The organism is Pseudomonas sp. PB101 (assembly GCF_009764265.1).
Lineage (GTDB): Bacteria > Pseudomonadota > Gammaproteobacteria > Pseudomonadales > Pseudomonadaceae > Aquipseudomonas.
Genome location: NZ_RWIR01000004.1, coordinates 39,075 through 64,988 on the forward strand (window position 1 = coordinate 39,075; position 25,914 = coordinate 64,988).

The following is a 25,914-nucleotide window of genomic DNA, read 5'->3' on the forward strand; positions in this document are numbered from 1 at the left end:
CCCTGCGGGCTTTGGCCAAAGCAGTCAGGCAACTTGATAACTTTGACCATTGCCCGCCACCCCGCGCAGAGCGAGTATTTCCCTGTTGATTACGGTTCCCCCAACCTAATAAGAAACACAGAGGGATTCTGGCAATGCGCGATTACTTGTCTGCTACTTCTCAATTCAACTATCAGCACACCGTCGACGCCGCACTTGAAGGCAATCTGTCGGCCCTCAACGCCTGTGTCGAATGCTGTGACCGGCATGCCTTGCCGGGGCGCATCGCGCTGTTCTGGGAAGGACGCGACGGCACCAGTGCGACGTACACCTTCACGGAATTGCAGGACAAGGCCGCGCGTTTCGCCAATTACCTGCAGGCCTTGGGCGTGAAGAAGGGCGACAAGGTCGCCGGCCTGTTGCCACGCAATATCGAACTGCTGATCACCGTGTTCGCCACTTGGCGCATCGGCGCGGTGTATCAACCGCTGTTTACCGCATTCGGCCCCAAAGCCATCGAGCACCGCCTGAGTTGCTCTGGCGCCAAGGTTGTGGTGACCGATGCTGTGAACCGGCCGAAACTCGCCGAAGTCGCCGATTGCCCGACCACCGTTACCGTCACCGGTGCCAAAGGGCAGGGCCTGGTGCGTGGCGATTTCAGCTTCTGGGCCGAACTGGCCAATTATTCCGCCGACTGTGAACCGGTGCTGTTGACCGGGGAAGATCCCTTCCTGCTGATGTTCACCTCGGGCACCACCGGCCCGTCGAAAGCCCTGTCGGTGCCGCTCAAGGCCATCGTGGCATTCCAGAGCTACACCCGCGATGCGGTGGACCTGCGCCCGGAAGACGCGTTCTGGAACGTTGCCGATCCGGGTTGGGCCTACGGCATTTACTTCGGTGTCACCGGGCCGATGGCCATGGGGCATCCGATCACCTTCTACGATGGCCCGTTCACCCTCGAAAGCACCTGCCGGGTGATCAACAAGTACGGGATTACCAACCTCACCGGTTCGCCGACGGCCTACCGTCTGCTGATTGCCGGCGGCGATGAATTCGCCAGGTCGATCAAGGGCAAGCTGCGCATCGTCAGCAGCGCCGGCGAGCCGCTGAACCCGGAAGTGATCCGCTGGTTCGCCGACAACCTCGACGTGGTCATCCACGACCATTACGGCCAGACCGAACTGGGCATGGTGCTGTGCAACCACCACGGCCTTGAGCACCCGATTCACATGGGCGCCGCCGGTTTCGCCTCGCCGGGCCACCGCATCGTGGTGCTGGATGACGAATACAAGGAACTGGGTGTCGGCCAGCCGGGCATCCTGGCCATTGACCGCAGCCAATCGCCGATGTGCTGGTTCGCCGGCTACGAAGGCGGGCCGACCAAGGCTTTTGTCGGCAACTATTACCTCAGTGGCGACACGGTGGAGTGGAACCCGGACGGCAGCATCAGCTTCGTTGGGCGCAGCGACGACGTGATCACCACCTCCGGCTACCGGGTCGGTCCGTTCGACGTGGAAAGTGCGCTGATCGAACACCCGGCGGTGGTCGAGGCCGCCGTGGTCGGCAAACCAGATCCGGAGCGCACCGAACTGGTCAAGGCCTTCGTCGTGCTCAGCCCGCAGTACCGCGCGGCACCGGAGTTGGCCGAAGAACTGCGCCAGCACGTGCGCAAGCGCCTGGCGGCGCACTCGTACCCCCGTGAAATCGAATTTGTCAGCGAGTTGCCGAAAACCCCAAGCGGCAAATTGCAGCGCTTTATCTTGCGCAACCAGGAAATCGCCAAGGCTCAAGAGGCCGCGGCGAAGAACGTTCCAGCTTGAATCCAGGGAAACAATGATGCAGATCGAGAACAAGATTTTTATCGTCACCGGTGGCGCTTCCGGCCTCGGGGCCACCACCGCCGAGGTGTTGGTCGCCGCTGGCGCGAAAGTGATGCTGGTGGACATGAACGCCGAAGCCGTTGCAGCCCAGGCCCAGCGCCTGGGCGCGCACAGCGTGGTGGCGGACATCAGTGACGAAGCCGCGGCCGAAGCCGCCGTGCAGGCGACGGTCAAGGCCTTTGGCGGCCTCAACGGCCTGGTCAATTGCGCCGGCATCGTGCGTGGCGAGAAGATTCTCGGCAAGAACGGTCCGCACGCGCTGGCCAGTTTCAGCCAGGTGATCAACGTCAACCTGATCGGCAGCTTCAACATGCTGCGCCTTGCGGCAGCGGCGATTGCCGAAACCGAAGCGGACGCCGATGGCGAGCGCGGCGTGATCATCAACACCGCGTCTGCGGCGGCTTACGACGGTCAGATCGGCCAGGCGGCCTACGCGGCGTCCAAAGGCGCCATCGTCAGCCTGACCTTGCCCGCTGCCCGTGAACTGGCGCGCTTCGGCATCCGCGTGATGACCATCGCCCCGGGCATTTTCGAAACGCCGATGATGGCCGGCATGACCCAGGAAGTCCGTGATTCGCTGGCTGCCGGTGTGCCGTTCCCGCCGCGCCTTGGCAAACCCGCCGAGTACGCCGGGCTGGTCAGGCATATCATTGAAAACAGCATGCTCAATGGCGAGGTGATCCGTCTCGACGGTGCCTTGCGCATGGCCGCCAAATAAGGAGGATTTGTCATGACAATGTCCAACGATCCGATTGTAATCGTCAGCGCCGTCCGCACCCCGATGGGCGGTTTCCAGGGCGATCTGAAAAGCCTGACCGCGCCGCAACTCGGCGCTGCCGCCATCAAGGCCGCCGTCGAACGTGCCGGTGTTGCCAGTGATGCGGTCGATGAAGTGCTGTTCGGCTGCGTGCTGCCGGCAGGCCTCGGCCAGGCGCCTGCACGCCAGGCGGCGCTGGGTGCCGGGCTGGATAAATCGACCCGCTGCACCACCCTGAACAAAATGTGCGGTTCCGGCATGGAGGCGGCGATCCTGGCCCACGACATGCTGGTGGCCGGCAGTGCCGACGTGGTGGTCGCCGGTGGCATGGAAAGCATGTCCAACGCACCTTACCTGCTGGACCGCGCCCGTGCCGGCTACCGCATGGGCCATGGCCGGGTGCAGGACTCGATGTTCCTCGACGGCCTCGAAGACGCCTACGACAAGGGTCGCCTGATGGGCACCTTCGCCGAAGATTGCGCCGAAACCAACAGCTTCAGCCGTGAAGCTCAGGACGCGTTCGCCATCGCCTCGACCACCCGCGCCCAGCAGGCGATCAAGGACGGCAGCTTCAAGGACGAAATCGTCCCGCTCACCGTGACGGTCGGCAAAGAACAAGTCGTGATCAGCAATGACGAGCAGCCGCCGAAAGCCAAGCTGGACAAGATCGCTGCGCTCAAGCCGGCGTTCCGCGAAGGCGGCACGGTGACCGCGGCCAACTCCAGTTCGATTTCCGACGGTGCCGCCGCGCTGGTGCTGATGCGCCAGTCGCAGGCACAGAAACAAGGCTTGAAACCGTTGGCGGTGATTCACGGTCACGCAGCGTTCGCCGACACCCCGGGCCTGTTTCCGGTGGCACCGATTGGTGCCATCAAGAAGCTGATGAAGAAAACCGGTTGGTCGCTCAATGAGGTCGATCTGGTGGAAGTCAACGAAGCCTTCGCCGTGGTCGGCATGGCGGCGATGACCCATCTGGAGATTCCCCACGAGAAACTCAACGTGCACGGCGGTGCTTGCGCTCTGGGCCACCCGATCGGCGCGTCCGGAGCACGGATTCTCGTGACCCTGCTCTCGGCCCTGCGCCAGAAAGGCCTGAAACGCGGCGTAGCGGCGATTTGCATCGGCGGCGGTGAAGCAACGGCCATGGCCGTGGAATGCCTTTACTGAAGTTGACTTCAATCATTGTGGGAGCGGGCTTGCCCGCGATGGCGGACCGTCAGTCAACAAAGATGTTGGATGTGATGGCCTCATCGCGGGCAAGCCCGCTCCCACAGATCCGGTGTTTCAGCCAGTTTTTTGTACGAAAGGCTTTTTTTTAAGGATTCACCATGATCCCCAATGACGACCAACAACAGATCCGCGACATGGCCCGGCAGTTTGCCGAGGAACGGCTGAAACCGTTCGCCGCCGAATGGGATCGCGAACACCGCTTCCCCAAGGAAGCCATCGGCGAGATGGCCGGGCTGGGTTTTTTCGGCATGCTGGTGCCGGAGCAGTGGGGCGGTTGCGATACCGGTTACCTGGCCTACGCCATGGCCCTGGAAGAAATCGCCGCCGGCGATGGCGCCTGCTCGACCATCATGAGCGTGCACAACTCCGTGGGGTGTGTGCCGATCCTCAAGTACGGCAACGACGATCAGAAGGAGCACTTCCTCAAGCCACTGGCCAGTGGTGCGATGCTCGGCGCCTTTGCCCTCACCGAACCCCAGGCCGGTTCCGACGCCAGTGGCCTGAAAACCCGTGCTCGCCTTGAAGGCGATCACTACGTGCTCAACGGCTGCAAGCAGTTCATCACATCCGGCCAGAATGCCGGTGTGGTGATCGTGTTTGCGGTGACCGATCCGAACGCCGGCAAACGCGGGATCAGCGCCTTTATCGTGCCGACCGATTCGCCGGGCTACACCGTCGCAAGGGTCGAAGACAAGCTCGGCCAGCATGCGTCCGACACCTGCCAGATTCTCTTCGAAGACGTGAAGGTGCCGGTGGCCAACCGTCTGGGCGAGGAGGGCGAAGGCTACAGGATTGCCCTGGCCAACCTCGAAGGCGGCCGGGTCGGCATCGCGTCGCAATCGGTGGGCATGGCCCGCGCGGCGTTCGAAGCGGCCCGTGATTACGCCCGTGAACGCGAGAGCTTCGGCAAGCCGATCATCGAGCACCAGGCCGTGGCCTTCCGCCTCGCGGACATGGCGACCCAGATCGCCGTGGCGCGGCAAATGGTGCACTACGCCGCCGCCCTGCGTGACAGTGGCCAGCCGGCCCTGGTCGAAGCATCGATGGCCAAACTGTTCGCCTCGGAAATGGCCGAAAAGGTATGCTCCTCGGCGCTGCAAACCCTCGGCGGCTACGGTTACCTCAACGACTTCCCGCTGGAGCGGATCTACCGCGACGTGCGCGTCTGCCAGATCTACGAAGGCACCAGCGATATTCAGCGCATGGTCATTTCGCGCAATCTTTGAAAGAAGGAATCATTACGTGAGCTACGAAACGATTTTGCTGGAAACCCACGGCCGCGTTGGCCTGATCACCCTCAACCGCCCTCAGGCGCTGAACGCGTTGAATGCGCAGATCGTCAGCGAGCTGAACCAGGCCCTCGATGGTTTCGAGGCGGACTCGAACATCGGCTGTATCGTCCTGACCGGCTCGAAAAAAGCCTTCGCCGCCGGTGCCGACATCAAGGAAATGGCCGAGCTGACCTACCCGCAGATCTATATCGACGATCTGTTCAGCGACAGCGACCGCGTGGCCAACCGCCGCAAGCCGATCATCGCGGCGGTCAACGGTTTCGCCCTGGGTGGCGGCTGTGAGCTGGCGTTGATGTGCGACTTCATCCTGGCTGGCGACAATGCGAAGTTCGGCCAGCCGGAAATCAACCTCGGCGTATTGCCGGGCATGGGCGGCACCCAGCGCCTGACCCGCGCCGTGGGCAAGGCCAAGGCCATGGAAATGTGCCTCAGCGGTCGTCTGATCGATGCCGTGGAAGCGGAGCGTTGCGGAATTGTCGCGCGTATCGTGCCAAGCGATGAACTGCTGGACGAAGCGCTGAAAGTCGCGGCGCTGATCGCCAGGAAGTCGTTGCCGATTGCGATGATGGTCAAGGAAAGCGTCAACCGTGCCTTTGAAGTGAGCCTGGCCGAAGGCGTGCGTTTTGAGCGCCGGGTGTTCCATGCGGCGTTTGCGACGCAGGATCAGAAGGAAGGGATGGCGGCGTTCATTGCCAAGCGGGAAGCCGAGTTCGTCGGTAAGTAATGCGGCGTTTTTGCTGACGCTATCGCGGGCAAGCCCGCTCCCACGGTGTTCCTGGTCGTTCACACATGCTGTGTACACCTGCGAAACCTGTGGGAGCGGGCTTGCCCGCGATGTTTTTAAGGGCCTTACACCAGATAATTCTTCAGTTCGCGGGCAATCACCATCCGCTGAATCTCGCTCGACCCTTCGTAGATCTGCGTGATCCGCGCATCCCGGTAGTATTTCTCCACCGGATAGTCTTCCAGATAGCCGTAGCCGCCATGAATCTGAATGGCCGACGAGCAGACCTTTTCCGCCATTTCCGAAGCAAACAGCTTGGCTTGCGAGGCCTCCGACAGGCAGGGTTTGCCCGCCGTGCGCAGGCGCGCAGCGTGGAGGATCATCAAGCGTGCGGCGTTCAGTTGCATGTGCATGTCGGCCAGCAGGTTGGCGATGCTCTGGTGTTCATTGATCGTTTTGCCAAACTGCACCCGGTCACGGGAGTAGGCCAGGGCCGCTTCGAACGCCGCGCGAGCGATGCCCAGCGCTTGGGCGGCGATGCCGATACGACCGCCTTCGAGGTTGGACAGGGCGATGGCCAGGCCCTTGCCCCGTTCGCCCAGCAGGTTGGCTTCGGGGATGGTGCAGTTGTTCAGGGTGACGGCGCAGGTGTCGGAAGCGCGGATGCCCATTTTGTGTTCGGTGCGGTCAACGATGAAACCTTCGGTGTCGGTTGGTACCAGGAACGCCGAGAGGCCACGCTTGCCCAGGTCCGGATCGGTCACGGCAAACACGATCGCCAGCTTGGCCCGTTTGCCGTTGCTGACGAATTGCTTGGCGCCGTTGATCACCCATTGGCCGTCGCGCAGCTCGGCGCGGGTGCGCAGGTTGTGCGCTTCGGAACCGGCCTGGGGTTCGGTCAGGCAGAAGCAGCCGATGACCTGGCCGCTGGCCAGGTCCGCCAGCCAGGTCTGTTTCTGTTCTTCGCTGCCGTAGTTGAGCACCGGCCCGCAGCCCACGGAGTTGTGGATGCTCATGAAGGCACCGGTAGCACCGTCGCCGGCGGAAATTTCTTCCACGGCCAGCGCGTAGGCGACGTAGTCGACATAGGTGCCGCCCCATTCCTCGGGCACCACCATGCCGAGCAAGCCCAGTTCACCCATCTTCGCCACCAGCGCGTCGTCGATCCAGCCGGCCTTTTCCCAGGCCTGGGCGTGGGGCGCGATTTCGCCTCGTGCAAAATCCCGGGCCATGTCGCGGATCATGACTTGCTCTTCACTCAATTCGATATCGTGCATGGCTCAGCTCTCGCTCCGGTCAAACCCGCTGAAGAAACTCGCCACGTGTCCGGCGTCCAGCGCCTCGAGGGTGGGCGGGTTCCAGCGTGGTGCCTTGTCTTTGTCGATCAGCAAGGCGCGCACGCCTTCGATCAGGTCGCCGCGCTCGAACCACTGGCGGTCCAGGTGCAGCTCAAGGGCAAAACATTGCTCCAGTGGCAGCTCGCGTCCGCGACGGAGCATTTCCAGGGTCACGGCCATGGCCAGCGGCGAGCGGGTTTCCAGCAGGTCGGCGGTGGTGACGGCCCACGCATGGCTGTCGGCGACCGTTACCTGGCGCAGTTGCTCCACAATACTCGGCACGTCGGGCTGGGCGAAGAAGTGGTCGATGGCCGGGCGCAAAGTCGCCAGTGGCGCATCGGGCAATTGCTGCACGGCGAATTTCGCCAACAGACCCTGCAGGTCCTTGAGCGGCGTGTCGTGCCATTCGAGCCGGTCGAGATGCTCGTCCAGCGTGGTCAGTCGGGCACTTTCCAGGTACCAGTCCGCCAGCCCGCAATACAACGCATCGGCAGCGCGGATCTGAACGCCGCTGACGCCCAGGTAAATCCCCAGTTCCCCGGGAATGCGCGGCAGGAAGTAACTGCCGCCGACGTCCGGGAAGTAGCCGATGCCGACTTCCGGCATGGCCAGGCGGCTTTTTTCGGTGACCACGCGCAAGTCGGCGCCTTGCACCAGGCCCATGCCGCCGCCGAGGACAAAACCGTCCATCAGCGCCAGCACCGGTTTGCGGTACTGATGGATGGCGAGGTCGAGGGCGTATTCCTCGACGAAGAAATCTTCGTGCAGGGTGTCGCCGCTCTTGAAGCTGTCATGCAGGGAACGAATGTCGCCGCCGGCGCAGAAGGCTTTTTCGCCGGCACCGCGCAAGACCACGGCATGGATGTGCGGATCCTGGGCCCAGGCGTCGAGTTGGCGGTGCAGGTTGCGCACCATGTCCAGGGTCAGGGCATTGAGGCCGGCGGGGCGGTTGAGGGTTAGGTGACCAATGTGGTTGCGAACCTCGGCCAGCACTTCGTTTTGCATGGCATCCAGGGACAGCGCCCCCTTCGATGAAACCTGAGCAGTCATCTCTAACTCCCTGCTTTTATTGTTCTTTATCAAGATGCTCGCGCGCGAGCGATGGCGGATCGTATCAGTGCAAATTTGCCTTGTACAACCGGGATAAGTGCAGGTTATCTGTGCGTTTTTGCATGTCTGTGTCCGATATCGTTACAGCTTAGACCATGGTGGATTCAGGCAAACGCCGCGAGCAAATCCTCTTCGAAGGCCTTCTGCGCCTCGCCGGCCACCTGCGCCCGGTGCCGGGCCAGATGAAACGCGACATCGAAACTCATGTCGCTGCGACGAACGGCCTTGAGCAGCCCCTTGTCTTCCCAGGCGCGGGCGAAGTGGCTGGGCAGGTAACCGACATGCTTGCCGGAAAGAATGAAGGCGAGGGTGCCTTCGACCTGTTCCGAGCGTGCCGAACACAGCTTGCCCTGAAAGGGTTCGTCGCTGCGCAGGAAGCGGTAGGGGTGATCGACCCGGTCGCTGGCCTGCAAGTCCTGATCGTCGGGGGCGGGGTTGGTGAACAGCGGATGGCCGGGAGCGCAATACAGATGCTGGGTTTCGATGAACAATTGGCGGTAGTCGAACGCACTTTGCACCTGGGAGAAATAGCCGATGGCCAGGTCCAGCCGCTGTTGCAGCAGCAAGCGTTCCATCTCGCCGGGCATGGCGCTGATCAGTTCGATACGCACTGATTCATCTCGCTCACGAAAGCGCCGGATGGCCCCGGCCACACGCTGCAGCACTGATTGGTCCAGCGCCTCGGACAGGCCCAGACGCACTTCGCCGATCAAGCGCCCAGCTACACCGTTGGATTGATGTCGGAAGGCTTCGATGGACTCGAACAGTCCACGGGTGGCGCTGAGCAGTTGTTCGCCTTTGGGCGTGATCCTGAATCCACCCTTGCCACGACTGCACAGCCGATAACCGAGGCGGGTCTCCAGCTTGGCCATTTGCTGGCTGATGCTCGACTGGCTCAAGCCCAGTTCACCCTGGGCGGCGCTGAAACCGCCGCACTCCACCACGCTGACAAACAGACGCAGCAATTGCAGATCCAGGTCGTGCAGTTGGCCCAGCATCAAACATTACTCCGTCATAAAGTCAGGATAATTAACTTGGTATTTCACCAATGTATCCGACGACGCATCCTGCAACCACTTCTTCCGGTCAGGTGTTCGTCATGGCTCCCCAGTTCAAGCTGTGTTTACCCGCGCTGTTGCTCGCCGTTGCCGTCTCGGCCCAGGCCGAGGACAAGGTGGTCAATCTGTACAGTTGGGCCGATTACGTCGCCCCGGAAACCCTGCAACGGTTTGAGCAGGAAACCGGCATCCATGTGCGCTACGACACCTTTGATGCGCCGGAGGTACTCGAAACCAAGTTGCTCACCGGGGGCAGTGGGTACGATGTGGTTGTCCCGTCGTCCAGTGTCCTGGCTCGCGGCCTGGCGGCAGGTGCGCTCAAGGCCATTCCCCATGAAGGCCTGAAGGGCTACGCCAATCTTGATCCCGACCTGCTGGAGAAAATGGCCGCGGTCGACCCCGGTAATCGTTATGGCGTGCCCTATACCTGGGGCACTCTGGGGCTTGGGATGAATGTCGAGGCGGTGCGTAAACGCTTGCCGAATGTACCGCTCAACAGCCTGGACCTGCTGTTCAAGCCCGAGTACGCGAGCAAGTTGAAGGACTGTGGCATCGCGGTCATTGACTCACCGCAGGAGGTGATCGGCCTGGCATTGCATTATCTGGGCAAGGATCCGTACAGCACCGACAAGCAAGATCTCGATGCGGCTCAAGCGTTATTGCATCAATTGCAGCCTTCAGTGCTCTATGTCGCCAGTGGGCGGCAGATCAACGATCTGGCCAATGGCAGCCTCTGCCTTGCATTGACTTACAACGGTGACGCCAGCATGGCGGCCGATCAGGCGCGCAAGGCCAACAAACCCTATGAAATCGCCTACCGGATTCCCAGGGAAGGCACCATCGTGTGGCAAGACAATCTGGCGATCCCCAAGGACGCGCCACACCCCGAGGCCGCCCGCCAATTCATAGAATTCATGCTGCGCCCCGAGTCCGTTGCGGCGCTGACCAACACGCTGTTTTTTGCCACCGCCAACCAGGCTGCCACGCCGCTGGTGGATGAAGCCGTGCGCACCGACCCGGACATTTACCCGCCCGCCGAGGTACGTGGCCGGCTGTACGCCGACCGCAGCATGAGCCTCAAGGACATGCGCCAGCGCACCCGCTTGTGGACCACTTTCCGTAGCCGCCAATAACTAGAAATGAAGGAGTCTCAAATGGACGTCCCTGTGCAGAACGATCAAGCCCTCACCCGTGACAGCCTTTACGGCACGGCCGCCGAAAGTACCTACGGCGGCATCACCAGCTTCATGCGTCGGCGCTACAGCCGCGACTTGCGCGGGGTCGACGTGGCGGTCAGCGGTGTGCCGTTCGATACCGCAACCAGCAATCGTCCCGGTGCGCGTTTCGGGCCACGGGGCATTCGTGCGGCGTCCACCGGCATTGCCTGGGAGCGGCATTGGCCATGGACCTTCGACCCATTCGACCATCTGGCGGTGATTGATTACGGCGATTGCGATTTTGATTTCGGCTCGCCGCAATCGACGCCCGAGATGATTGAGGCCCACGCCGAGCACATCCTCAATGCCGGTACGGCCATGCTGACCTTTGGTGGCGATCACTTCATCACCTATCCGCTGCTCAAGGCCCATGCGCGCAAGCACGGGGCTTTGTCCCTGATCCACTTCGACGCCCACAGCGACACCTGGCCGGACGAAGAGGGCAAGCGCATCGACCACGGCACCATGTTCTGGCACGCGGCCAAGGAAGGGCTGGTCGACCCGTCGCGTTCGGTGCAGATCGGCTTGCGCACCACCAATGACGATCACCAGGGTTTTCAAGTGCTGGATGCGCGGCAGGTGCATCGCCGTGGCTGCGAGGCGATTGTCGAGGCGATTCGCGCGCGGGTCGGCGACAACCCGGTGTACCTGACGTTCGACATCGACTGTCTCGATCCGGCGTTCGCCCCGGGTACCGGCACACCGGTCTGCGGCGGCCTGAGCACGGTGCAGGCGCTGGAGATCCTCGGTGGCCTGCGCGGGATCAATCTGGTGGGCATGGACGTGGTGGAAGTGGCCCCGGCCTATGACAGCGCAGAGATCACCTCACTGGCAGCGGCGACACTGGCGATGGAAATGCTGTGTCTGTATGCGGCCAGGCACAAGGTCGATCAGTAATACACCCAACCCTGTGGGAGCGAGCTTGCTCGCGATAGTGGTCGATCAGCCAACATGGATGTTGAATGTTCCGCCCTCATCGCGAGCAAGCTCGCTCCTACAGTTTTGATGGGTGTCAGGTGCCAGGTCGAAGACGTGCTGGAGTTGGAAATGATGTGTCTGTATGCGGCCACAACACAAACCCTGTGGGAGCAAGCTTGCTAGCGATGAGGCCCTGCCAGCCAACAGAGATGTTGAATGCAAGACTGCCATCGTCGGAACGCCCCCCGGAGCAAGCTCGCTCCCACAGTTTTGATTTGCGTCAGGCCACTGGAACGATTTGCAGGTCGAGAATCTGACCACCACTAAACCGCGCAAACTAACCGGAAATGGATTCGTGCGGCTGGCGTGGTGAAGCGGTGGAGTGGTGGGCGGCGGTGATGACGTCCAGGCTATTGCGTACATTCAGATATCTGATATTGCGAGCATCGGCGGCTGCCAGGGCGGCGGTTTTCACCATCCCTGTTCCATGAATACTCGCCAGAGCGACAACGGCCAGCAAACATAAACTCAATACCAAACGCTTCACTGGTTTATCCCTAGGGGCCGACGCTGCGAGTTTTGATACCCGATCGTCTTGTGGGCGTTAATCCGCTTTCACGTCCAGGACGCATTCCATGGCACCGCTCTGCAGCGTACGCTGTTTTCTGAGAACGACTTCAAGCGCGCGGTCAACAGGCAGTACGGGCACGCCGGAGCCCAGAAAGATCGGAATGGTGGTGATGAACAGCTGCTGCAATTCCCCTGCGTCGGCAAAACAGGCTGCCGTTTTGCCGCCACCGACCAGCCAGACATTCTTGCCCTTCGCTGCTTGCCTGGTTCTGGCCACGATGGCCCCGGCATCACCGCGTACGAAGGTGATATCCAGGTTGGCGGGGGCTGATCGATTCCGGTTGCTCATGACAAAGGCGGGTACATCCTGGTAGGGCCAGTCATCGGGAGCGTTCGACATGATCCAGTCATAGGTCTGCGATCCCATGACCACCGCTCCGACCGTCTGATAAAAATCATCATAGGCCGTTGCGTCATCCCCCAGCGCAAAGTTCTCCAGCCAATCGAGTTTGTGTTGTTGAGTGGCAATATAACCATCCAGGGTGGCAGCTACGTAATAGATCAGCGTCGACATGTGTTTTCCTTGTAATCATGCAGGTGGGAAATGACCCTTAAATACAGAGCCACTCTGGAAGTGGCGAGGCGCAATGGTGATCATTTATTTCAGGCTGGCGAAGATTATGCCGTTTTTACTTGTCGTGCTGATGCGGGGAGGCAGCGGAGCTTTATATCTTATGCTGCTTGTGAAGTGTCCTTGATTACAAGATGCGGTTGAATTTTTAACTTTGAATTTTAGGCGCCGCGCGTCTGTTGCAGTTGGATTTATGATTGACTATTTAGATTGCAAATCAAATGATAAGAAAGTAACTAAATATTGCGAAGGCCCCGCAATCTGGGGTGGAAAGCCTATTTTTATGAATGATCTGTAGGAATGTTCTGAAGAAGTCCAGCATTCAAAAAATAAGTTCTGGAAATACGGGGGGGCTCCAAGCAGGCATTGTGCAAAAGAGTGGGTTTATTCAGAGTTTCCTTGGATCGCGCCAGACTATATAAAAGTAGCTAATATGGGGTTTGTTTTTGAGTTGGGAGGCTAGTCAGGGGGCGGATGTTGTTTGTCTGATGGTGGCTGCTTATTTTATTTTTTATTGTATGGGATGGGTTTCGCTACTAAGGCCCGTAATGGATTATTAATGATACATGTACGATAAATAATGTCTGGCATTTTTTTCTGACGGAAAAGGGAATCGAAATCCAGGTTTTGTGCATGCATCCAGTAGAGAAGTACGGTACCAAACTGAGCCAGGCCCATGATTAATGCTGCGAATATTGAGCCTGCTCGCGATGACGGTCTTGCATTCAACATCTCTGTTGGCTGACAGGTCCTCATCGCGAGCAAGCTCGCTCCTACAGGTTTGATTTGCGTCAGGCCACTGGGACGATCGGCAGGTCGAGGATCTGACCACCACTGAACCGCGCGAACGAACCGGAAATGGATTCGTGCGGCACCCCTTTGGCCACTTCACTGACGCCATCCAGTCGGGCCAATTGCTCAGCGCTCAACTGCACATTCAGCGCGCCCAATGTGGCGTCCAGCTGTTCACGGGTACGGGAACCGAGGATTGGAATCAGCGCGGTGGTCGAGCGTTTGGCCTTTTCCCGCAGCCAGGCAATGGCCACGTGGGTCGGGCTGGCGTCCAGCTCTGTGGCGACGTCGATCAAGGTGTCGAGCAGAGCGGTTTCGCGGGCGCTTTTTTCAGCATGAATCAACATGCCGAGCTTGTTCGCGCGGTTGTCCCCTTCGGTGTTGCGGTATTTGCCGGTCAGGAAACCGCCACCCAATGGTGACCACAAGGTCGCGGCCAGGCCCAGGGCTTCGGCCATCGGCAGTTGTTCACGTTCGGCGCTGCGTTCGGCGAGGCTATACTCGACCTGGATCGCGGCAATCAGCGCAAAACCCCGGATCTCGGCCAGAAGGTCGGCGCGGGCGATGCGCCATGCGGGGAAGTTCGACAGCCCGGCGTAGTGGATCTTGCCGGCACTGACCAGATCGTCGAAGCCGCGCAGGATCTCTTCCATGGGGGTGACGCCATCGCTCATGTGGGCCCAGAACAGGTCGATGTGATCAGTCTTCAGCCGTTTGAGACTTTCTTCGACGGCGCGCACCATGTTCTTGCGACTGTTGCCGGTGTGGGAAATGCCATCCGCCGGTGTAGTCCCCAAGGTGTATTTGGTGGCGATGACCAGGCTGTCGCGTTCCACATTGATGAATTCACTGAGCATGGCCTCGGACTGCCCGCCCTGATAGCCATTGGCGGTATCGATGAAGTTTCCACCGGCTTCCCGATAGCCATCAAAAATGCGTCTGGCTTCGTCACGCTCGGCACCATGGCCCCAACCGGTACCGAAATTACCGGCGCCCAGGGCCAGTTCGGAAACACGCAAACCGGTTTTACGACCGAAAACTTTGTAATGCATGGGATGACTCCAGAGAGGGGCGACGGGTTTATAGATGTCGTGTGACATGTATTAAATATGATGCTGGTAATTTAAATCGTCAAGGTACTTTTCTTCCCTGCACAAAACCGCCGATCAATGGTCGCGCTGGCAATCCACAATGGCATACTGCCGCCCATGACTATCGAATCCCCCTTAAGCGCCTGGCAGCACGCCATCGAACAAAAGGGCTTCGTCCAGGACGAGGCCCAGGAACATGCCGTGTGGGCGCTGCAAAAATGCCACGAAGCACTGCACGAAGGCCGCTCGTCCATTTCCGGCGTGTACCTCTGGGGGCCTGTGGGGCGGGGCAAGACCTGGTTGATGGACCAGTTCTACCAAAGCCTGCAAGTCCCGGCGCGGCGCCAGCACTTTCACCACTTCATGGGCTGGGTGCACCAGCGCTCGTTTCAACTGACCGGCACCGCCGACCCGCTCAAGGCGCTGGCCCGTGAATTGGCCGAAGAGGTTCGCGTGCTGTGTTTCGACGAACTGTTCGTCAATGACATCGGCGACGCGATCATTCTCGGGCGTCTGTTCCAGGTGATGTTCGAGCAGGGCGTGGTGGTGGTCTGCACCTCCAATCTGCCGCCGGACCAGTTGTACGCCGATGGTTTCAATCGTGATCGTTTCCTGCCTGCCATCGCGGCGATCAAGCAACACATGCAGGTGATCGCGGTGGATGGCGGGGAAGACCATCGCCTGCATCCGGGGGCCGCTTCGCAGCGCTATTGGGTGGCCGAGCCCGGCAAGCCCGGCGCGCTGGGTGAAGTGTTCCAGGCGTTGAGCGTCGGCCAGTCGGTATCGAGCCAGCCGGTGCAGGTCGGTTACCGCTCGCTGGAAGTGCTCGAAGCCAGCCCGACCGTGCTCTGGACCCGCTACCCGGCGCTGTGCGAACAACCCTTCGCGTCCATGGATTTCATCGCCCTGTGCGACACCTACAGCGCTATTCTATTGAGCGATGTCCCCAACCTCAGCGCGCAAAAACGCGCCGGGCGCATTGCCCGCGGCACCGAGGACGGTGTCGAGCGGGTGGACGCGGGGGACCGCGAATTGCCGCAGCTGTCGGTGCATGACGACGGTGTGCGCCGGTTCATTGCCCTGGTGGACGAGTGCTATGACCGCAAGGTGCCGCTGTACCTTGAAGCGCAGGTGCCGATGGCGTCGCTGTACACCGAGGGTTACCTGGAATTCCCGTTCCGTCGCACCCTCAGTCGATTGCAGGAAATGCAGTTGCAACGGTTTGCCGAAGTTTGATCGGGAGCAGCACACATGAACCAGCCCCTGTCGCACCATCTGCTGACCATGGCCTATCAGAACGCCTGGGCCAATCACCGACTGGCCAAGGCCTGGAGACAATTGACCGCGCAGGAGCTGAGCGCACCCCGGGTCAGCTTTTTTCCCGGCATCCGCGCCACCCTCAACCACATCCTCACCTGCGACTGGTTTTATGTGGATGCACTGGAGCGCGAAATGCGCGGCGACGATCCGCATCCCGATTACCAGGTGTTTTTCAAGGAAGACGAACCCTGCCTGCTCGCGACCGACCTCGTCAGTGAGCAGGCCCAGGTCGACCGTCGGTTGATCGCCTATTGCGAGCAACTGCGTGATGCCAGTCTCGGCAAAATCGTCACCATCGCCCGCGACACCCCGCAACACGACAGCCGTTTGCGCCTTCTGTCCCACTTGTTCGAGCACCAGATCCATCATCGCGGTCAGGTTCACGCCATGCTCAGCGGCACCTCGGTCAAGCCACCGCAACTCGATGAATTTTTCTGCGCCGGCGAGTCGCACTTGCGGGCCGAGGATTTTGCCGAGCTGGGATGGACCGAAGCCTTGATCTGGGGCGCTTGAACCAAAGAATTACGCGGTTGCGATTGTCGATACCACGGTGCTCGCGCTATGGTCGGCCGGCACTTCAGCGTGAAATACACGCTGGGGGCTACTTCATGTGTGATCGAGGATGGAAATGGACTCCGCAGAAATTCTTGTGCTTCAGGCCAGCTACACCAATCCGGTGCATGCCGAGGCTATTTGCCTGGTATTGAACCACTACGCCGAGGACCCGATGGGGGGTGGCCAGTCGTTGCCAGCGCATGTGCTGGAGCAACTGCCGGCAGAGCTGGCCAGGCGTCCCCACGCCTTCAGCGTGCTGGCCTTCGTCGGAGGCGAGCCGGCGGGCCTGGTCAATTGCTTCGAGGGGTTCTCGACCTTTGCCTGCCGGCCGTTGGTCAATGTTCACGATGTGTCGGTGGTGAAAAAGTTTCGCGGCCTGGGCTTGAGCCAGAAAATGCTGCAAAAGGTCGAGGACATCGCCCGTCAGCGGGGTTGCTGCAAGCTCACCCTGGAAGTGCTCGAAGGCAACACCGTGGCGCAGGGCTCCTATGAAAAAGCCGGTTTCGCCGCCGGCATGTTCGATCCTGCCCATGGACGGATGCTGTTCTGGACCAAGAGCCTCTGACCCGATAGCCGAAAAAGGGTTTTTCACGCAACACCTGTAGGAGCCGGCTTGCCGGCGATGGACTCAAGTGCGCCGCGTTTATCCTGTTTGCACGCGTTATCGTTCACGACCATCGCTGGCGAGCCAGCTCCTACAAGAGACCGCGTGACCTTCAAACCAGTGAAATCCCTAAAAAAAGGGCGTCCATCAGGACGCCCAAACGGTCTTCTTCGACTGTAGAGCCAGAGGATCATTTCGGTCTGTAGGTCTCAGTCATTTGTGCGGTCTGATCGTCCGGAACCCGCAGCTCGTTGCTTTGGACTGGGTGGCCCAGCGCTGCTTGCTGGGCCAGCCGCAGGCTTTCGAAGTAATAGCGCATGCGTTCGGCTCCGCCTTCGGCAAAAGCGCTGGTCGAACCCAAGGCCATCAGGCCGGCGAGGATCATTGCGGTGCGTTTCATGGTTTGCCTCCCACTACAGATGTCGGATGCCTTTCGTCCATGAATCTATGAAGCAGTGTCGAAATGGCATTATCCGCCGATTCCGTTAAAAGGGAATTAACGCCGGTTGCTGGAAAGCCAGCATGAAAAAGGGGCCGGAACCGGCCCCTGAAAGGATTACTGCTGGACGACCGTAGGGGGCGCTTTCGGCTTCATCAGGCTGAAGTCGATCAACGCCCGTTGCTGGCGCTCATACGGGTTGCCGATCATCAGTGGCCGGGCCTTGAAACTGTCGCTGACCAGGCTTTTGCTGTGATCGAGCTCATCGAAGCTCAGGCCCGCCAGATCGGCCCAGGTGTGGATCAGGTGCGAACTGCTGTAAGGACGCGAGAGATCACCGGCGACGTTCCAGTCATGGCTTGCCCGCCATTTCGGCGAAGCCCAGGTCATGAACGGAATGGTGTACATCGGCGCCGTCGGCTTGTTTTCGTTGCGCCCGAGCGTGTTGTGGCCCGCGGAGTCGAACACGTCTTCGCCATGGTCGGAGAGGTACAGCAAGAAGCCGTTCGGATCGGTCCTGGCGTAGTCCTTGATCAGGCTCGACACCACGAAGTCGTTGTACAGCACGGCATTGTCATAGCTGTTGTACGTCGGCACCTGATCGTCACGTACGCCGGCCGGTACTCCATTGCGATCCTGGAACTTGTCGAAGGTCGACGGGTAACGGTACTGGTAGCTCATGTGCGTGCCGAGCAGGTGCACGACGATGAGTTTGCGTGGCGCGGCATCCGCCAGGGCCTTGTTGAACGGCTCGATCACGTCGCCATCGTACTGGGCGGCGTTCTGGTTGCGGTTGTTGTTCAGGTACACCTGCTCGTCGGCTTGTTCGGAGAAGGTCGTGAGCATGGTGTTGCGCTTGGTCATGGTCTGCTGGTTGGTGATCCAGAAGGTCTTGTAACCGGCCTGTTTCATCATGCTGACCAACGATGGCGTCGACAGGTAGAGGTCCGGGTTTTCTTCATCGGCGAAGGTCAGGACCTGCTGCAGCGCTTCAATGGTGTAGGGGCGCGGGGTAATGACGTTGTCGAAAACGTCCAGTTGATCCTTGAGCTTGTCCAGTTCCGGCGTGGTTGACCGCGGATAACCGTACAGGCTCATGCGCTGACGGTTGGTGGACTCACCGATCACCAGCACCAGGGTCGCAGGCTGGTTGGCCATGGCGTCCTTGAGGTTGTGCAGGGGTGGAATCTTGCTGGCGCTGTCGAGCATGTCCTGCATGCCTGCCAGGGTTTCCAGGTAACGGTGATAGGCCACGGCCATCTGCCATGGCACTGCCGGCTCGATGCGGGTTTCGAACTTGTCGAAGCCTTCAGCGAAACTGCCGGTGCGCGAGGTCTGCTTGATCAGCGGATAACCGACCACCGCCACCACGATGGCCACGGCCGCCGCGATGGCCTTGCCACGGGGCAGGTACACCGGGCGCAGGCGCGTCCACAGGAACCAGGCAAACGCAGTGTGGGCCAGGAATGCCGGAACCATCCACCAGGCAAAGTACTGGGTCATGTACTCGCCGGCTTCAGACACGTTCGACTCGAACATGATGAAGATGACGCTCTGGGAAAACTCCTGCTGATAAATGAAGAAGTAGCCCAGGCTCGCCATGGAGCACGCCCACAGCACAACGCCGATGACGGCAGCCATGACGCGGGTTTGCCGGGGGAACAGCAACATCGGCGCGAGCCAGATCGCGCTCATGACAAAGGCCTGGCGGAAACCGGTGAAGCCGGAGGTGCCAGTCAGCTGGATCAGCAGTTGGGTAATGCCGGAAAAGTACCAGAAGAATACGAACAGCCAGATGAATCCGGCCCAGTCAAAACCTGCCGCAGTCGTTTTGCTGCGTTTGAACAAAGACATTCAGCGCTCCAGCCGAGAATTCACTACCACCGCCGGGACTTGAATATCGCGGACGACGAACGAGGGTCGCGCGCAATTAAGCGACCATAAACGGCTAATTATCGTGAAACAAATGTGAAAATTTCGTGAGTTGCCAGAGATGGCAGGGCGCAAGCCGGTGCGGAAGCAGTGCAGGCTGCTCCCGCTTGAAGCGAGGGAATCAGGCGTGTGGGGCGCGTTGCGTCACAGCCAGGGGCTGCGTCTGACCCGTTTGCAGCAGCAGTCGCAACTGCGCCAGCTCCTGTTTCAATTGATCGCGTTCGTCCTTCAACTGACGCAATTCATCGCGACGGATAGTGACGTAAAGGGTTTGTGCTGGCAGTGCGGTGTGTACTGTGCCCATTGCTCACCTCGCAAATGGCGTGTCTCAACTGTAGATCCGCCTCGAAATCAACGGCTGATCTACTATCGGCGCCAATTTTGATTTCTTTTGCCCCCAAAGGGAACTTTTTTATTTTTCATTGTCGTTGTGTCTCCGGCTTGATTCGCGACGTTATCCATCAGGATCGGGCACAATGCCCGGAAACTTCACGCCAACGCTCTGGACTAACCTCATGAGTCGCGTTGGGCTATAACCTTTGACACACATTTTATTTGTAGTAGGGAGCATCAGCACATGCAACTCGGGATTATTGGACTGGGCCGCATGGGCGGCAATATTGCACGGCGCCTGATGCTCAACGGGCACACCACCGTTGTTTATGACCGCAATACCGCCTTTGTCGAAGCCCTGGCCGCAGAGGGTTCCACCGGCGTCGCCGATCTGCCGGCCCTGGTCGCCGGCCTGGCCAAGCCGCGTGCGATCTGGGTCATGCTGCCGGCCGGCGCGCCGACCGAAGAGACCATCGACACCCTCGGCACCTTGCTCGAAGCCGGCGACACCATCATCGACGGCGGCAATACCTTTTATAAGGACGATATCCGCCGGGCCAAGACCCTGTCGGAAAAAGGCCTGCATTACATCGACGTCGGTACGTCCGGCGGTGTCTGGGGCCTGGAGCGTGGTTACTGCATGATGATCGGCGGCGATGCTGCGACGGTTAAGCGTCTCGACCCGCTGTTCGCCACCCTGGCTCCGGGCATGGGTGACATCCCGCGCACCAAGGACCGCAAGTCCGACGACGACCGTGCCGAGCGTGGTTACATTCACGCAGGCCCTGCGGGCGCCGGGCATTTCGTCAAGATGATCCACAACGGCATCGAATACGGAATGATGCAGGCGTTCGCAGAAGGCTTCGACATTCTGAAGACCAAAAACAGCGAGAACCTGCCGCAAGACCAGCGTTTCGACCTGAACGTCGCCGACATCGCCGAAGTCTGGCGCCGTGGCAGCGTGGTGTCCTCGTGGTTGCTCGACCTGACGGCCGACGCCCTGGCCAGCGATCCGAAACTCGACGGTTTCTCCGGGTCCGTGGCCGACAGCGGTGAAGGTCAATGGACCATCGAAGCCGCCATGGAGCAAGCGGTGCCGGTGCCGGTGCTGTCGAACTCGCTGTTCTCGCGCTACCGTTCGCGCGGGCAGGGCACCTTTGGCGACAAGGTGCTCTCGGCCCAGCGCTTCGGCTTCGGCGGCCATGTGGAGACCTCGAAAAAATGACCCACGCGATCCGCAGGAAATCCAAGGCCGAGCCCGCACCCGCGACGACGCTGTTTCTGTTTGGCGCCCATGGCGACCTGGTCAAGCGTCTGTTGGTGCCAGCGCTGTATAACCTCAAGCGCAACGGCCTGCTCGGGGATGGACTGCGGATCATCGGCGTTGACCACAACGCCATCAGCGATGAAGGTTTTGCGCAAAAGCTCGAAGACTTCATTCGCGGCGAGATGGCTGGCAAGGGTGACCACACCCTTGATCCAGCGGTCTGGTCCAGACTTGCCAAAGGCATCAGCTATGTCCAGGGCGATTTCCTGGACGACAGCACCTATCAAGCGCTGGCGGCGAAAATCGCCGACAGCGGAACCGGCAATGCGGTGTTCTACCTGGCCACCGCGCCGCGTTTCTTCAGTGAAGTGGCGCGCCGACTCGGTGCCGCCGGCTTGCTGGAGGAAACCCCAGAGGCGTTCAGAAGGGTGGTGATCGAAAAGCCCTTCGGCTCCGACCTGCAAACGGCCGAAGCCTTGAACGCCTGCCTGCTCAAGGTCATGACGGAAAAGCAGATCTACCGGATCGACCATTACCTGGGCAAGGAAACGGTACAGAACATTCTGGTCAGCCGTTTTTCCAACAGCCTGTTCGAAGCGTTCTGGAACAATCACTACATCGACCACGTGCAGATCACCGCCGCCGAAACCGTCGGCGTGGAAACCCGTGGCAGTTTTTATGAGCACACCGGCGCGCTGCGGGACATGGTGCCCAATCACCTGTTCCAGTTGCTGGCGATGGTGGCGATGGAGCCACCGGCGGCGTTTGGCGCCGACGCGGTGCGCGGCGAGAAAGCCAAGGTCGTCGGCGCGATCAGGCCCTGGACGGTCGAGGAGGCCCGCGCCAATTCGGTGCGCGGCCAATACGCCGCGGGCGAGATCGACGGCAAGTCACTGCCTGGCTATCGCCAGGAAGACAAGGTCGCGCCCGACAGCAATACCGAAACCTATGTGGCCCTCAAGGTCATGATCGACAACTGGCGTTGGGTCGGGGTGCCGTTCTACCTGCGCACCGGCAAGCGCATGAGCGTGCGTGACACCGAGATCGTCATCTGTTTCAAACCGGCACCCTATGCGCAGTTCCGCGATACCGAGGTCGATGAGTTGCAGCCGACCTATCTGCGCATTCAGATCCAGCCGAACGAAGGCATGTGGTTCGACTTGTTGGCCAAGCGCCCCGGTCAGGCCCTGAAAATGGACAACATCGAGCTGGGGTTTGCCTACAAGGACTTCTTCGAGATGCAGCCGTCCACCGGCTACGAAACGCTGATCTACGATTGCCTGACTGGCGACCAGACCTTGTTCCAGCGCGCCGACAACATCGAAAACGGCTGGCGCGCCGTGCAGCCGTTTCTCGATGCCTGGCACCAGGATTCCAGCGTGCAGAGCTATGCCGCCGGAGAAAACGGCCCCAAGGCCGGCGAAGAGTTGCTCACCCGTGACGGTCGCGTCTGGCACCGCCTTGGATGAGGGAGTCCTCCCCCTTACCCTTGTGGGAGCGAGCCTTTGTGGCGAGAGGGCTTGCCGGCGATGGATTCAAGTGCGCCGCGTTTATCCAGGTTACACGCGTTATCGTTAACGTCCATCGCGAGCAGGCTCGCTCCTACATGGGACCGCGTGACCTTCACCTGTAGGAGCCGGCTTGCTGGCGATGGACTCAAGTGCGCCGCGTTTATCCTGGTTACACGCGTTATCGTTAACGACCATCGCTGGCAAGCCAGCTCCTACAAAAACACCGCGTGACCTTCACCTGTAGGAACCTCGCCACAAAGGGCTCGGCGCTGTCAGAGCCAGTAGCTCACCGCATACCAACCCAGCAAACCCATCACCACGGTGTACGGTAACGCCATCCACACCATCCGCCCGTAAGACAGGCGCACCAGCGGTGCGATCGCCGAGGTCAGCAGGAACAGAAACGCCGCCTGGCCGTTGGGTGTCGCCACGCTTGGCAGGTTGGTACCGGTGTTGATCGCAATGGCCAGCGTCTCGAAATGTTCGCGGGTCATCTCACCGGCCATGAATGCGCGCTTCACTTCGGTGATGTAAATGGTTGCCACGAATACGTTGTCGCTGATGGCGGACAAAAGGCCGTTGGCAATGAACAGCATGCCTGGTTGTTGATCCGCCGGCAGCGTCAGTACCCAGTGGATCAGCGGGGAAAACAGTTGCTGGTCGTGAATCACCGCGACCACGGCAAAGAACACCACCAGCAAGGCGGTAAACGGCATGGCGTCCTTGAATGCAGTACCCAGGCGATGTTCGTCGGTAATCCCGGTAAACGCCGTGATCAACACGATCACCATCAAGCCGATCAAGCCCACTTCGGCGATGTGAAACGCCAGGCCGGCAATCAGAATCAATGCGGCAGCGCCTTGCACCAGGAGTGCGGCCCGCTGGCGCGTGGTGCGTTCGGCATCGTCCTCGGCGGCGTAGTTGGCCAGTACCGCACGGACGTTATCCGGCAGCAGCGTGCCGTATCCGAACCAGCGCAGCTTTTCCAGAAGGACGCACGTGACCAAGCCTGCCACCAGTACCGGCAGGGATACCGGCGCAACCTGGGTGAAGAACTCGGCGAAGTGCCACCCCATTTCATGGCCGATCAGCAGGTTCTGCGGTTCACCGACCAGCGTACAGACACCGCCCAGCGCGGTACCCACGGCACCGTGCATCAGCAGGCTGCGCAGAAAGGCGCGGAACTGTTCGAGATCGCCCTGATGCAGGGTCGGCAGATGATTATCGTCGCTATATTCGCTGTCCTGGCGTGGATCGTTGCCCGAGGCGACCCGGTGATACACCGAATAAAAGCCTACGCCGGCACTGATGATCACGGCGGTCACGGTCAGGGCATCAAGGAATGCCGACAGAAACGCCGACAAAAAGCAGAACATCAGGGACAGCGAGGCCTTGGAGCGAACCCCCAGCAGCAGGCGCGAGAACAGGTAGAGCAACAAGTCCTTCATGAAGTAGATGCCGGCGACCATGAACATCAACAGCAGGATTACCGGGAAGTTGTGCAGCAACTCGTCATACAGCGCTTGGGGCGTGGTCATCTTCAACAGCAGGGCTTCAATCAACAGCAGTCCACCGGGCATCAGCGGATAACACTTGAGTGCCATGGCCAGGGTGAAGATGAACTCCAGCACCAGCAACCAGCCAGCGGCCACCGGGCCGACAGTCCACAGGACCAGGGCATTGAGAATCAGAAAGCCGACGATGCAGGCCTTGTACCAACGGGGCGAGTGCCCGAGAAAGTTGTGCGCGAACGCCTGGGCCATTGAACCGGACATCGGCTGCTCCTTGTCTTGAGAAGCGCGCAAGTTGCCGCAAGCGCGCGAGAAGATCAAGCGCAAGAAAAATGCAGGTGTTCAGCCCTGATAGCGAGCGATGACCGCCTTGTAGTTTCCGTGGAGTGAATAGCCGCCCACGACGATATTTCCATCGGCCTGCGCGGCGACACAGGTGGCAGTATCCAGGCTGGGGCCGAGGCGGGTACGCGTATAACCGCAGCCTGGGCCAAAGTGGCAATCGGGATGGCCGTCGGGCAGGTAGCGACCGAGAAGGAAGTCTGCTTCCACGCCGCCGATGGTTGCACCCACCGTGAGCACACTGCCGTCGGGCTGCAGCTGCACGGCGGTCCACTGGCATCCGTTGTGACCGATCTCCAGCCGTTGCGGATGTCCGCCGTTGCAATGATTGTCGGGGCGCCCGTTGCTGTGCATTTTGAATGTCAGGCACTGCATCGGCTCGCGACTGCTGCCAAAACACAAGACGTCGCCGTTGTTTTGCTGGACCACCTGACTGACCCGGGCGCCATGGCCCTGCGCCTTGAACGTCAGGAATCCATCCACGGCAAAACTGTCGTCGAGGCGGCCGTCGGCGTGGTAACGCGCCAGCAAGCCTTCTTCAGGAAAGTTGATCGACCCTGCTACCAGAACCCGGCCGTCACTTTGTACCGTGAGGCTGCTGAGCCAGGTATTCATCAGCAGGTGCCGGACCACCACAAAGCCGCGGCCATTGAACGAGCAGTCCAGCGAGCCTTCGACATCCAGCCGTATCAACAGGCCCACGTGATCGGCCAGTTCGAAGTGATGGTTGGCCAGAACAAGGATCCGGCCGTCTGGCTGTACGTCCACATCGCAGGCTTCCGCGCCCGGCACTCCGGGGGGCAGCCAGACATCGCGCACGCCAAGGGACAGACCGCCCGGCAAGCGCACGACACGCCGGCCATTGTCGCCAAAGCCTTGAACCAGGCGACCCTCCTGATCGAACAATGCCAAGGCCGGGAGTGTGCGGTTGGCGTTTTCATAATGCAGGCCGGCCAACAGGATATTGCCGTCGGGCATGACCAGGACCTTGGCACCCATGGCCTCGAATCCCGGTTCGAATTGCCCGATGACGCTGCCTTGCCGGCCGAACGCGAGGTCTGCCGACCCGTCTTCCAACAATCGGGCCAGGCCAAAGCGGCTGCCGTCGGCCATACCGACCTTTGCCGCCACCAGCAAACGACCCTGGGCATCGATGGCGATGTCATTGGCCATGCTGGAAAGGCTGTCGGCGAAATACACCTGGGTTTTGCCGTGGGCGGCAAACGTCGTATCGAGAGTGCCGGCAGTGTCGTGGACGGTGGAGCAGGCAATGGCGGACTGGATTGACATGAACCGCATCTCCTTGCGAGTCGTCCTGATCCAGAAGTTTGGGTGGCGACTTTATAAGGAGGATATTCAATCCCTGAATGGGGAGATGCACAACTGTAAGAACTAACGGACGGAGAGTCGCTGTGTGCCACAACAGTGTCTTTTCGAACCAATGGCAAGCCTGCAAAGAATCCACTGCACAAAAGTTCAAACTAACGGGGCAATTAGTGTAGAGGGGCGAGAAC

The 25,914-nt window shown here is 60.2% G+C and carries 23 protein-coding genes; 12 read left to right on the forward strand and 11 right to left on the reverse strand.

Translation table 11 applies throughout. The features are described from left to right. Nucleotides 1-134: 134 nt before the first annotated feature. From EI969_RS00570 to EI969_RS00590, 5 genes are all read left to right on the forward strand, one after another. Nucleotides 135-1,799 (forward strand): AMP-binding protein, encoded by a 1,665-nt coding sequence (locus EI969_RS00570; protein ID WP_160385470.1) that lies wholly within the window; start codon nt 135-137, stop codon nt 1,797-1,799. Nucleotides 1,800-1,815: 16 nt separating this feature from the next. Continuing rightward, nucleotides 1,816-2,577 (forward strand): SDR family NAD(P)-dependent oxidoreductase, encoded by a 762-nt coding sequence (locus EI969_RS00575; protein ID WP_160385471.1) that lies wholly within the window; start codon nt 1,816-1,818, stop codon nt 2,575-2,577. 12 nt (nt 2,578-2,589) lie between these two features. After that, the gene (locus EI969_RS00580) at nt 2,590-3,783 is read left to right on the forward strand and encodes an acetyl-CoA C-acyltransferase (protein ID WP_160385472.1); all 1,194 of its coding nucleotides are present in this window, start codon (nt 2,590-2,592) and stop codon (nt 3,781-3,783) included. A 161-nt stretch (nt 3,784-3,944) separates the two neighbouring features. Further along, nucleotides 3,945-5,072 carry an acyl-CoA dehydrogenase gene (locus EI969_RS00585; protein WP_160385473.1) on the forward strand — a complete coding sequence of 376 codons (1,128 nt, stop codon included), beginning with the start codon at nt 3,945-3,947 and terminating at the stop codon, nt 5,070-5,072. A 16-nt stretch (nt 5,073-5,088) separates the two neighbouring features. After that, nucleotides 5,089-5,862: an enoyl-CoA hydratase gene (locus tag EI969_RS00590; RefSeq protein WP_160385474.1), complete on the forward strand. Its 774-nt coding sequence runs from the start codon at nt 5,089-5,091 to the stop codon at nt 5,860-5,862. Between the two features lie 125 nt (nt 5,863-5,987). Here the strand turns inward: EI969_RS00590 and EI969_RS00595 are convergent, their stop codons facing one another. The 3 genes from EI969_RS00595 to EI969_RS00605 all read right to left on the reverse strand — a co-directional run bounded on the left by EI969_RS00595 (nt 5,988) and on the right by EI969_RS00605 (nt 9,307). Continuing rightward, entirely contained in the window at nt 5,988-7,139 is a 1,152-nt protein-coding gene (locus EI969_RS00595) for an acyl-CoA dehydrogenase family protein (protein ID WP_160385475.1), read from the reverse strand. 3 nt (nt 7,140-7,142) lie between these two features. Further along, nucleotides 7,143-8,249: an enoyl-CoA hydratase/isomerase family protein gene (locus EI969_RS00600; RefSeq protein WP_160385476.1), complete on the reverse strand. Its 1,107-nt coding sequence runs from the start codon at nt 8,247-8,249 to the stop codon at nt 7,143-7,145. Between the two features lie 164 nt (nt 8,250-8,413). After that, nucleotides 8,414-9,307 carry a LysR family transcriptional regulator gene (locus tag EI969_RS00605; RefSeq protein ID WP_160385477.1) on the reverse strand — a complete coding sequence of 298 codons (894 nt, stop codon included), beginning with the start codon at nt 9,305-9,307 and terminating at the stop codon, nt 8,414-8,416. A gap of 101 nt (nt 9,308-9,408) precedes the next feature. On the opposite strand from EI969_RS00605, the gene EI969_RS00610 reads away from it, so the two are divergent. Together EI969_RS00610 and speB are read left to right on the forward strand one after the other, a co-directional pair. Next, entirely contained in the window at nt 9,409-10,500 is a 1,092-nt protein-coding gene (locus tag EI969_RS00610; protein ID WP_160385478.1) for a polyamine ABC transporter substrate-binding protein, read from the forward strand. Nucleotides 10,501-10,521: 21 nt separating this feature from the next. Then, on the forward strand, nt 10,522-11,481 hold the full coding sequence (speB, locus tag EI969_RS00615; protein ID WP_160385479.1) for an agmatinase: 960 nt from the start codon (nt 10,522-10,524) through the stop codon (nt 11,479-11,481). A gap of 358 nt (nt 11,482-11,839) precedes the next feature. Here the strand turns inward: speB and EI969_RS00620 are convergent, their stop codons facing one another. From EI969_RS00620 to EI969_RS00630, 3 genes are all read right to left on the reverse strand, one after another. Further along, entirely contained in the window at nt 11,840-12,049 is a 210-nt protein-coding gene (locus EI969_RS00620; protein WP_160385480.1) for a hypothetical protein, read from the reverse strand. A gap of 57 nt (nt 12,050-12,106) precedes the next feature. Next, on the reverse strand, nt 12,107-12,646 hold the full coding sequence (locus EI969_RS00625) for a dihydrofolate reductase family protein (RefSeq protein ID WP_160385481.1): 540 nt from the start codon (nt 12,644-12,646) through the stop codon (nt 12,107-12,109). An 848-nt stretch (nt 12,647-13,494) separates the two neighbouring features. After that, nucleotides 13,495-14,547: an aldo/keto reductase gene (locus EI969_RS00630; protein WP_160385482.1), complete on the reverse strand. Its 1,053-nt coding sequence runs from the start codon at nt 14,545-14,547 to the stop codon at nt 13,495-13,497. Nucleotides 14,548-14,703: 156 nt separating this feature from the next. On the opposite strand from EI969_RS00630, the gene zapE reads away from it, so the two are divergent. From zapE to EI969_RS00645, 3 genes are all read left to right on the forward strand, one after another. Beyond that, complete coding sequence (gene zapE, locus EI969_RS00635) at nt 14,704-15,822, forward strand: cell division protein ZapE (protein ID WP_160385483.1); 1,119 nt, start codon at nt 14,704-14,706, stop codon at nt 15,820-15,822. Between the two features lie 15 nt (nt 15,823-15,837). Further along, the gene (locus EI969_RS00640) at nt 15,838-16,419 is read left to right on the forward strand and encodes a DinB family protein (RefSeq protein ID WP_160385484.1); all 582 of its coding nucleotides are present in this window, start codon (nt 15,838-15,840) and stop codon (nt 16,417-16,419) included. Between the two features lie 115 nt (nt 16,420-16,534). Then, a complete protein-coding gene (locus EI969_RS00645; RefSeq protein ID WP_160385485.1) occupies nt 16,535-17,026 on the forward strand; it encodes a GNAT family N-acetyltransferase in 492 nt (163 codons plus the stop codon). 229 nt (nt 17,027-17,255) lie between these two features. Here the strand turns inward: EI969_RS00645 and EI969_RS00650 are convergent, their stop codons facing one another. The 3 genes from EI969_RS00650 to EI969_RS00660 all read right to left on the reverse strand — a co-directional run bounded on the left by EI969_RS00650 (nt 17,256) and on the right by EI969_RS00660 (nt 19,740). Continuing rightward, entirely contained in the window at nt 17,256-17,465 is a 210-nt protein-coding gene (locus tag EI969_RS00650) for a hypothetical protein (RefSeq protein WP_160385486.1), read from the reverse strand. Between the two features lie 156 nt (nt 17,466-17,621). Then, nucleotides 17,622-19,358, reverse strand: a complete 1,737-nt coding sequence (locus EI969_RS00655) for a phosphoethanolamine transferase CptA (protein WP_160385487.1) — start codon at nt 19,356-19,358, stop codon at nt 17,622-17,624. A 199-nt stretch (nt 19,359-19,557) separates the two neighbouring features. Beyond that, a complete protein-coding gene (locus EI969_RS00660) occupies nt 19,558-19,740 on the reverse strand; it encodes a DUF6026 family protein (RefSeq protein ID WP_160385488.1) in 183 nt (60 codons plus the stop codon). 249 nt (nt 19,741-19,989) lie between these two features. Between EI969_RS00660 and gnd the strand changes: the two genes are divergently transcribed. Together gnd and zwf are read left to right on the forward strand one after the other, a co-directional pair. Then, nucleotides 19,990-20,994 (forward strand): phosphogluconate dehydrogenase (NAD(+)-dependent, decarboxylating), encoded by a 1,005-nt coding sequence (gene gnd, locus EI969_RS00665; RefSeq protein ID WP_371925820.1) that lies wholly within the window; start codon nt 19,990-19,992, stop codon nt 20,992-20,994. Beyond that, entirely contained in the window at nt 20,991-22,505 is a 1,515-nt protein-coding gene (gene zwf / locus EI969_RS00670) for a glucose-6-phosphate dehydrogenase (protein ID WP_160385490.1), read from the forward strand. The genes gnd and zwf overlap by 4 nt, the downstream gene beginning before the upstream one ends. Before the next feature lie 314 nt (nt 22,506-22,819). On the opposite strand, the gene nhaB is transcribed toward zwf, so the two are convergent. Both nhaB and EI969_RS00680 read right to left on the reverse strand, forming a co-directional pair. Continuing rightward, nucleotides 22,820-24,322 (reverse strand): sodium/proton antiporter NhaB, encoded by a 1,503-nt coding sequence (gene nhaB, locus EI969_RS00675; RefSeq protein ID WP_160385491.1) that lies wholly within the window; start codon nt 24,320-24,322, stop codon nt 22,820-22,822. Between the two features lie 78 nt (nt 24,323-24,400). Beyond that, nucleotides 24,401-25,690, reverse strand: coding sequence for a hypothetical protein (locus EI969_RS00680; RefSeq protein ID WP_160385492.1), 1,290 nt, complete (start codon nt 25,688-25,690; stop codon nt 24,401-24,403). Nucleotides 25,691-25,914 lie beyond the last annotated feature (224 nt).

Excerpts from the sequence above, each read along its gene's own strand:
- EI969_RS00600 (WP_160385476.1), bottom strand. The coding sequence starts at position 8,249 with ATGACTGCTCAGGTTTCATCGAAGGGGGCGCTGTCCCTGGATGCCATG.
- EI969_RS00575 (WP_160385471.1), top strand. The coding sequence starts at position 1,816 with ATGCAGATCGAGAACAAGATTTTTATCGTCACCGGTGGCGCTTCCGGC.
- EI969_RS00680 (WP_160385492.1), bottom strand. The coding sequence starts at position 25,690 with ATGTCAATCCAGTCCGCCATTGCCTGCTCCACCGTCCACGACACTGCC.
- EI969_RS00650 (WP_160385486.1), bottom strand. The coding sequence starts at position 17,465 with ATGAAACGCACCGCAATGATCCTCGCCGGCCTGATGGCCTTGGGTTCG.
- zapE (WP_160385483.1), top strand. The coding sequence starts at position 14,704 with ATGACTATCGAATCCCCCTTAAGCGCCTGGCAGCACGCCATCGAACAA.
- EI969_RS00595 (WP_160385475.1), bottom strand. The coding sequence starts at position 7,139 with ATGCACGATATCGAATTGAGTGAAGAGCAAGTCATGATCCGCGACATG.
- EI969_RS00645 (WP_160385485.1), top strand. The coding sequence starts at position 16,535 with ATGGACTCCGCAGAAATTCTTGTGCTTCAGGCCAGCTACACCAATCCG.
- EI969_RS00605 (WP_160385477.1), bottom strand. The coding sequence starts at position 9,307 with ATGCTGGGCCAACTGCACGACCTGGATCTGCAATTGCTGCGTCTGTTT.
- EI969_RS00640 (WP_160385484.1), top strand. The coding sequence starts at position 15,838 with ATGAACCAGCCCCTGTCGCACCATCTGCTGACCATGGCCTATCAGAAC.
- nhaB (WP_160385491.1), bottom strand. The coding sequence starts at position 24,322 with ATGTCCGGTTCAATGGCCCAGGCGTTCGCGCACAACTTTCTCGGGCAC.
- EI969_RS00570 (WP_160385470.1), top strand. The coding sequence starts at position 135 with ATGCGCGATTACTTGTCTGCTACTTCTCAATTCAACTATCAGCACACC.
- zwf (WP_160385490.1), top strand. The coding sequence starts at position 20,991 with ATGACCCACGCGATCCGCAGGAAATCCAAGGCCGAGCCCGCACCCGCG.
- speB (WP_160385479.1), top strand. The coding sequence starts at position 10,522 with ATGGACGTCCCTGTGCAGAACGATCAAGCCCTCACCCGTGACAGCCTT.
- EI969_RS00585 (WP_160385473.1), top strand. The coding sequence starts at position 3,945 with ATGATCCCCAATGACGACCAACAACAGATCCGCGACATGGCCCGGCAG.
- EI969_RS00660 (WP_160385488.1), bottom strand. The coding sequence starts at position 19,740 with ATGGGCACAGTACACACCGCACTGCCAGCACAAACCCTTTACGTCACT.
- EI969_RS00610 (WP_160385478.1), top strand. The coding sequence starts at position 9,409 with ATGGCTCCCCAGTTCAAGCTGTGTTTACCCGCGCTGTTGCTCGCCGTT.
- EI969_RS00625 (WP_160385481.1), bottom strand. The coding sequence starts at position 12,646 with ATGTCGACGCTGATCTATTACGTAGCTGCCACCCTGGATGGTTATATT.
- EI969_RS00655 (WP_160385487.1), bottom strand. The coding sequence starts at position 19,358 with ATGTCTTTGTTCAAACGCAGCAAAACGACTGCGGCAGGTTTTGACTGG.
- EI969_RS00580 (WP_160385472.1), top strand. The coding sequence starts at position 2,590 with ATGACAATGTCCAACGATCCGATTGTAATCGTCAGCGCCGTCCGCACC.
- EI969_RS00630 (WP_160385482.1), bottom strand. The coding sequence starts at position 14,547 with ATGCATTACAAAGTTTTCGGTCGTAAAACCGGTTTGCGTGTTTCCGAA.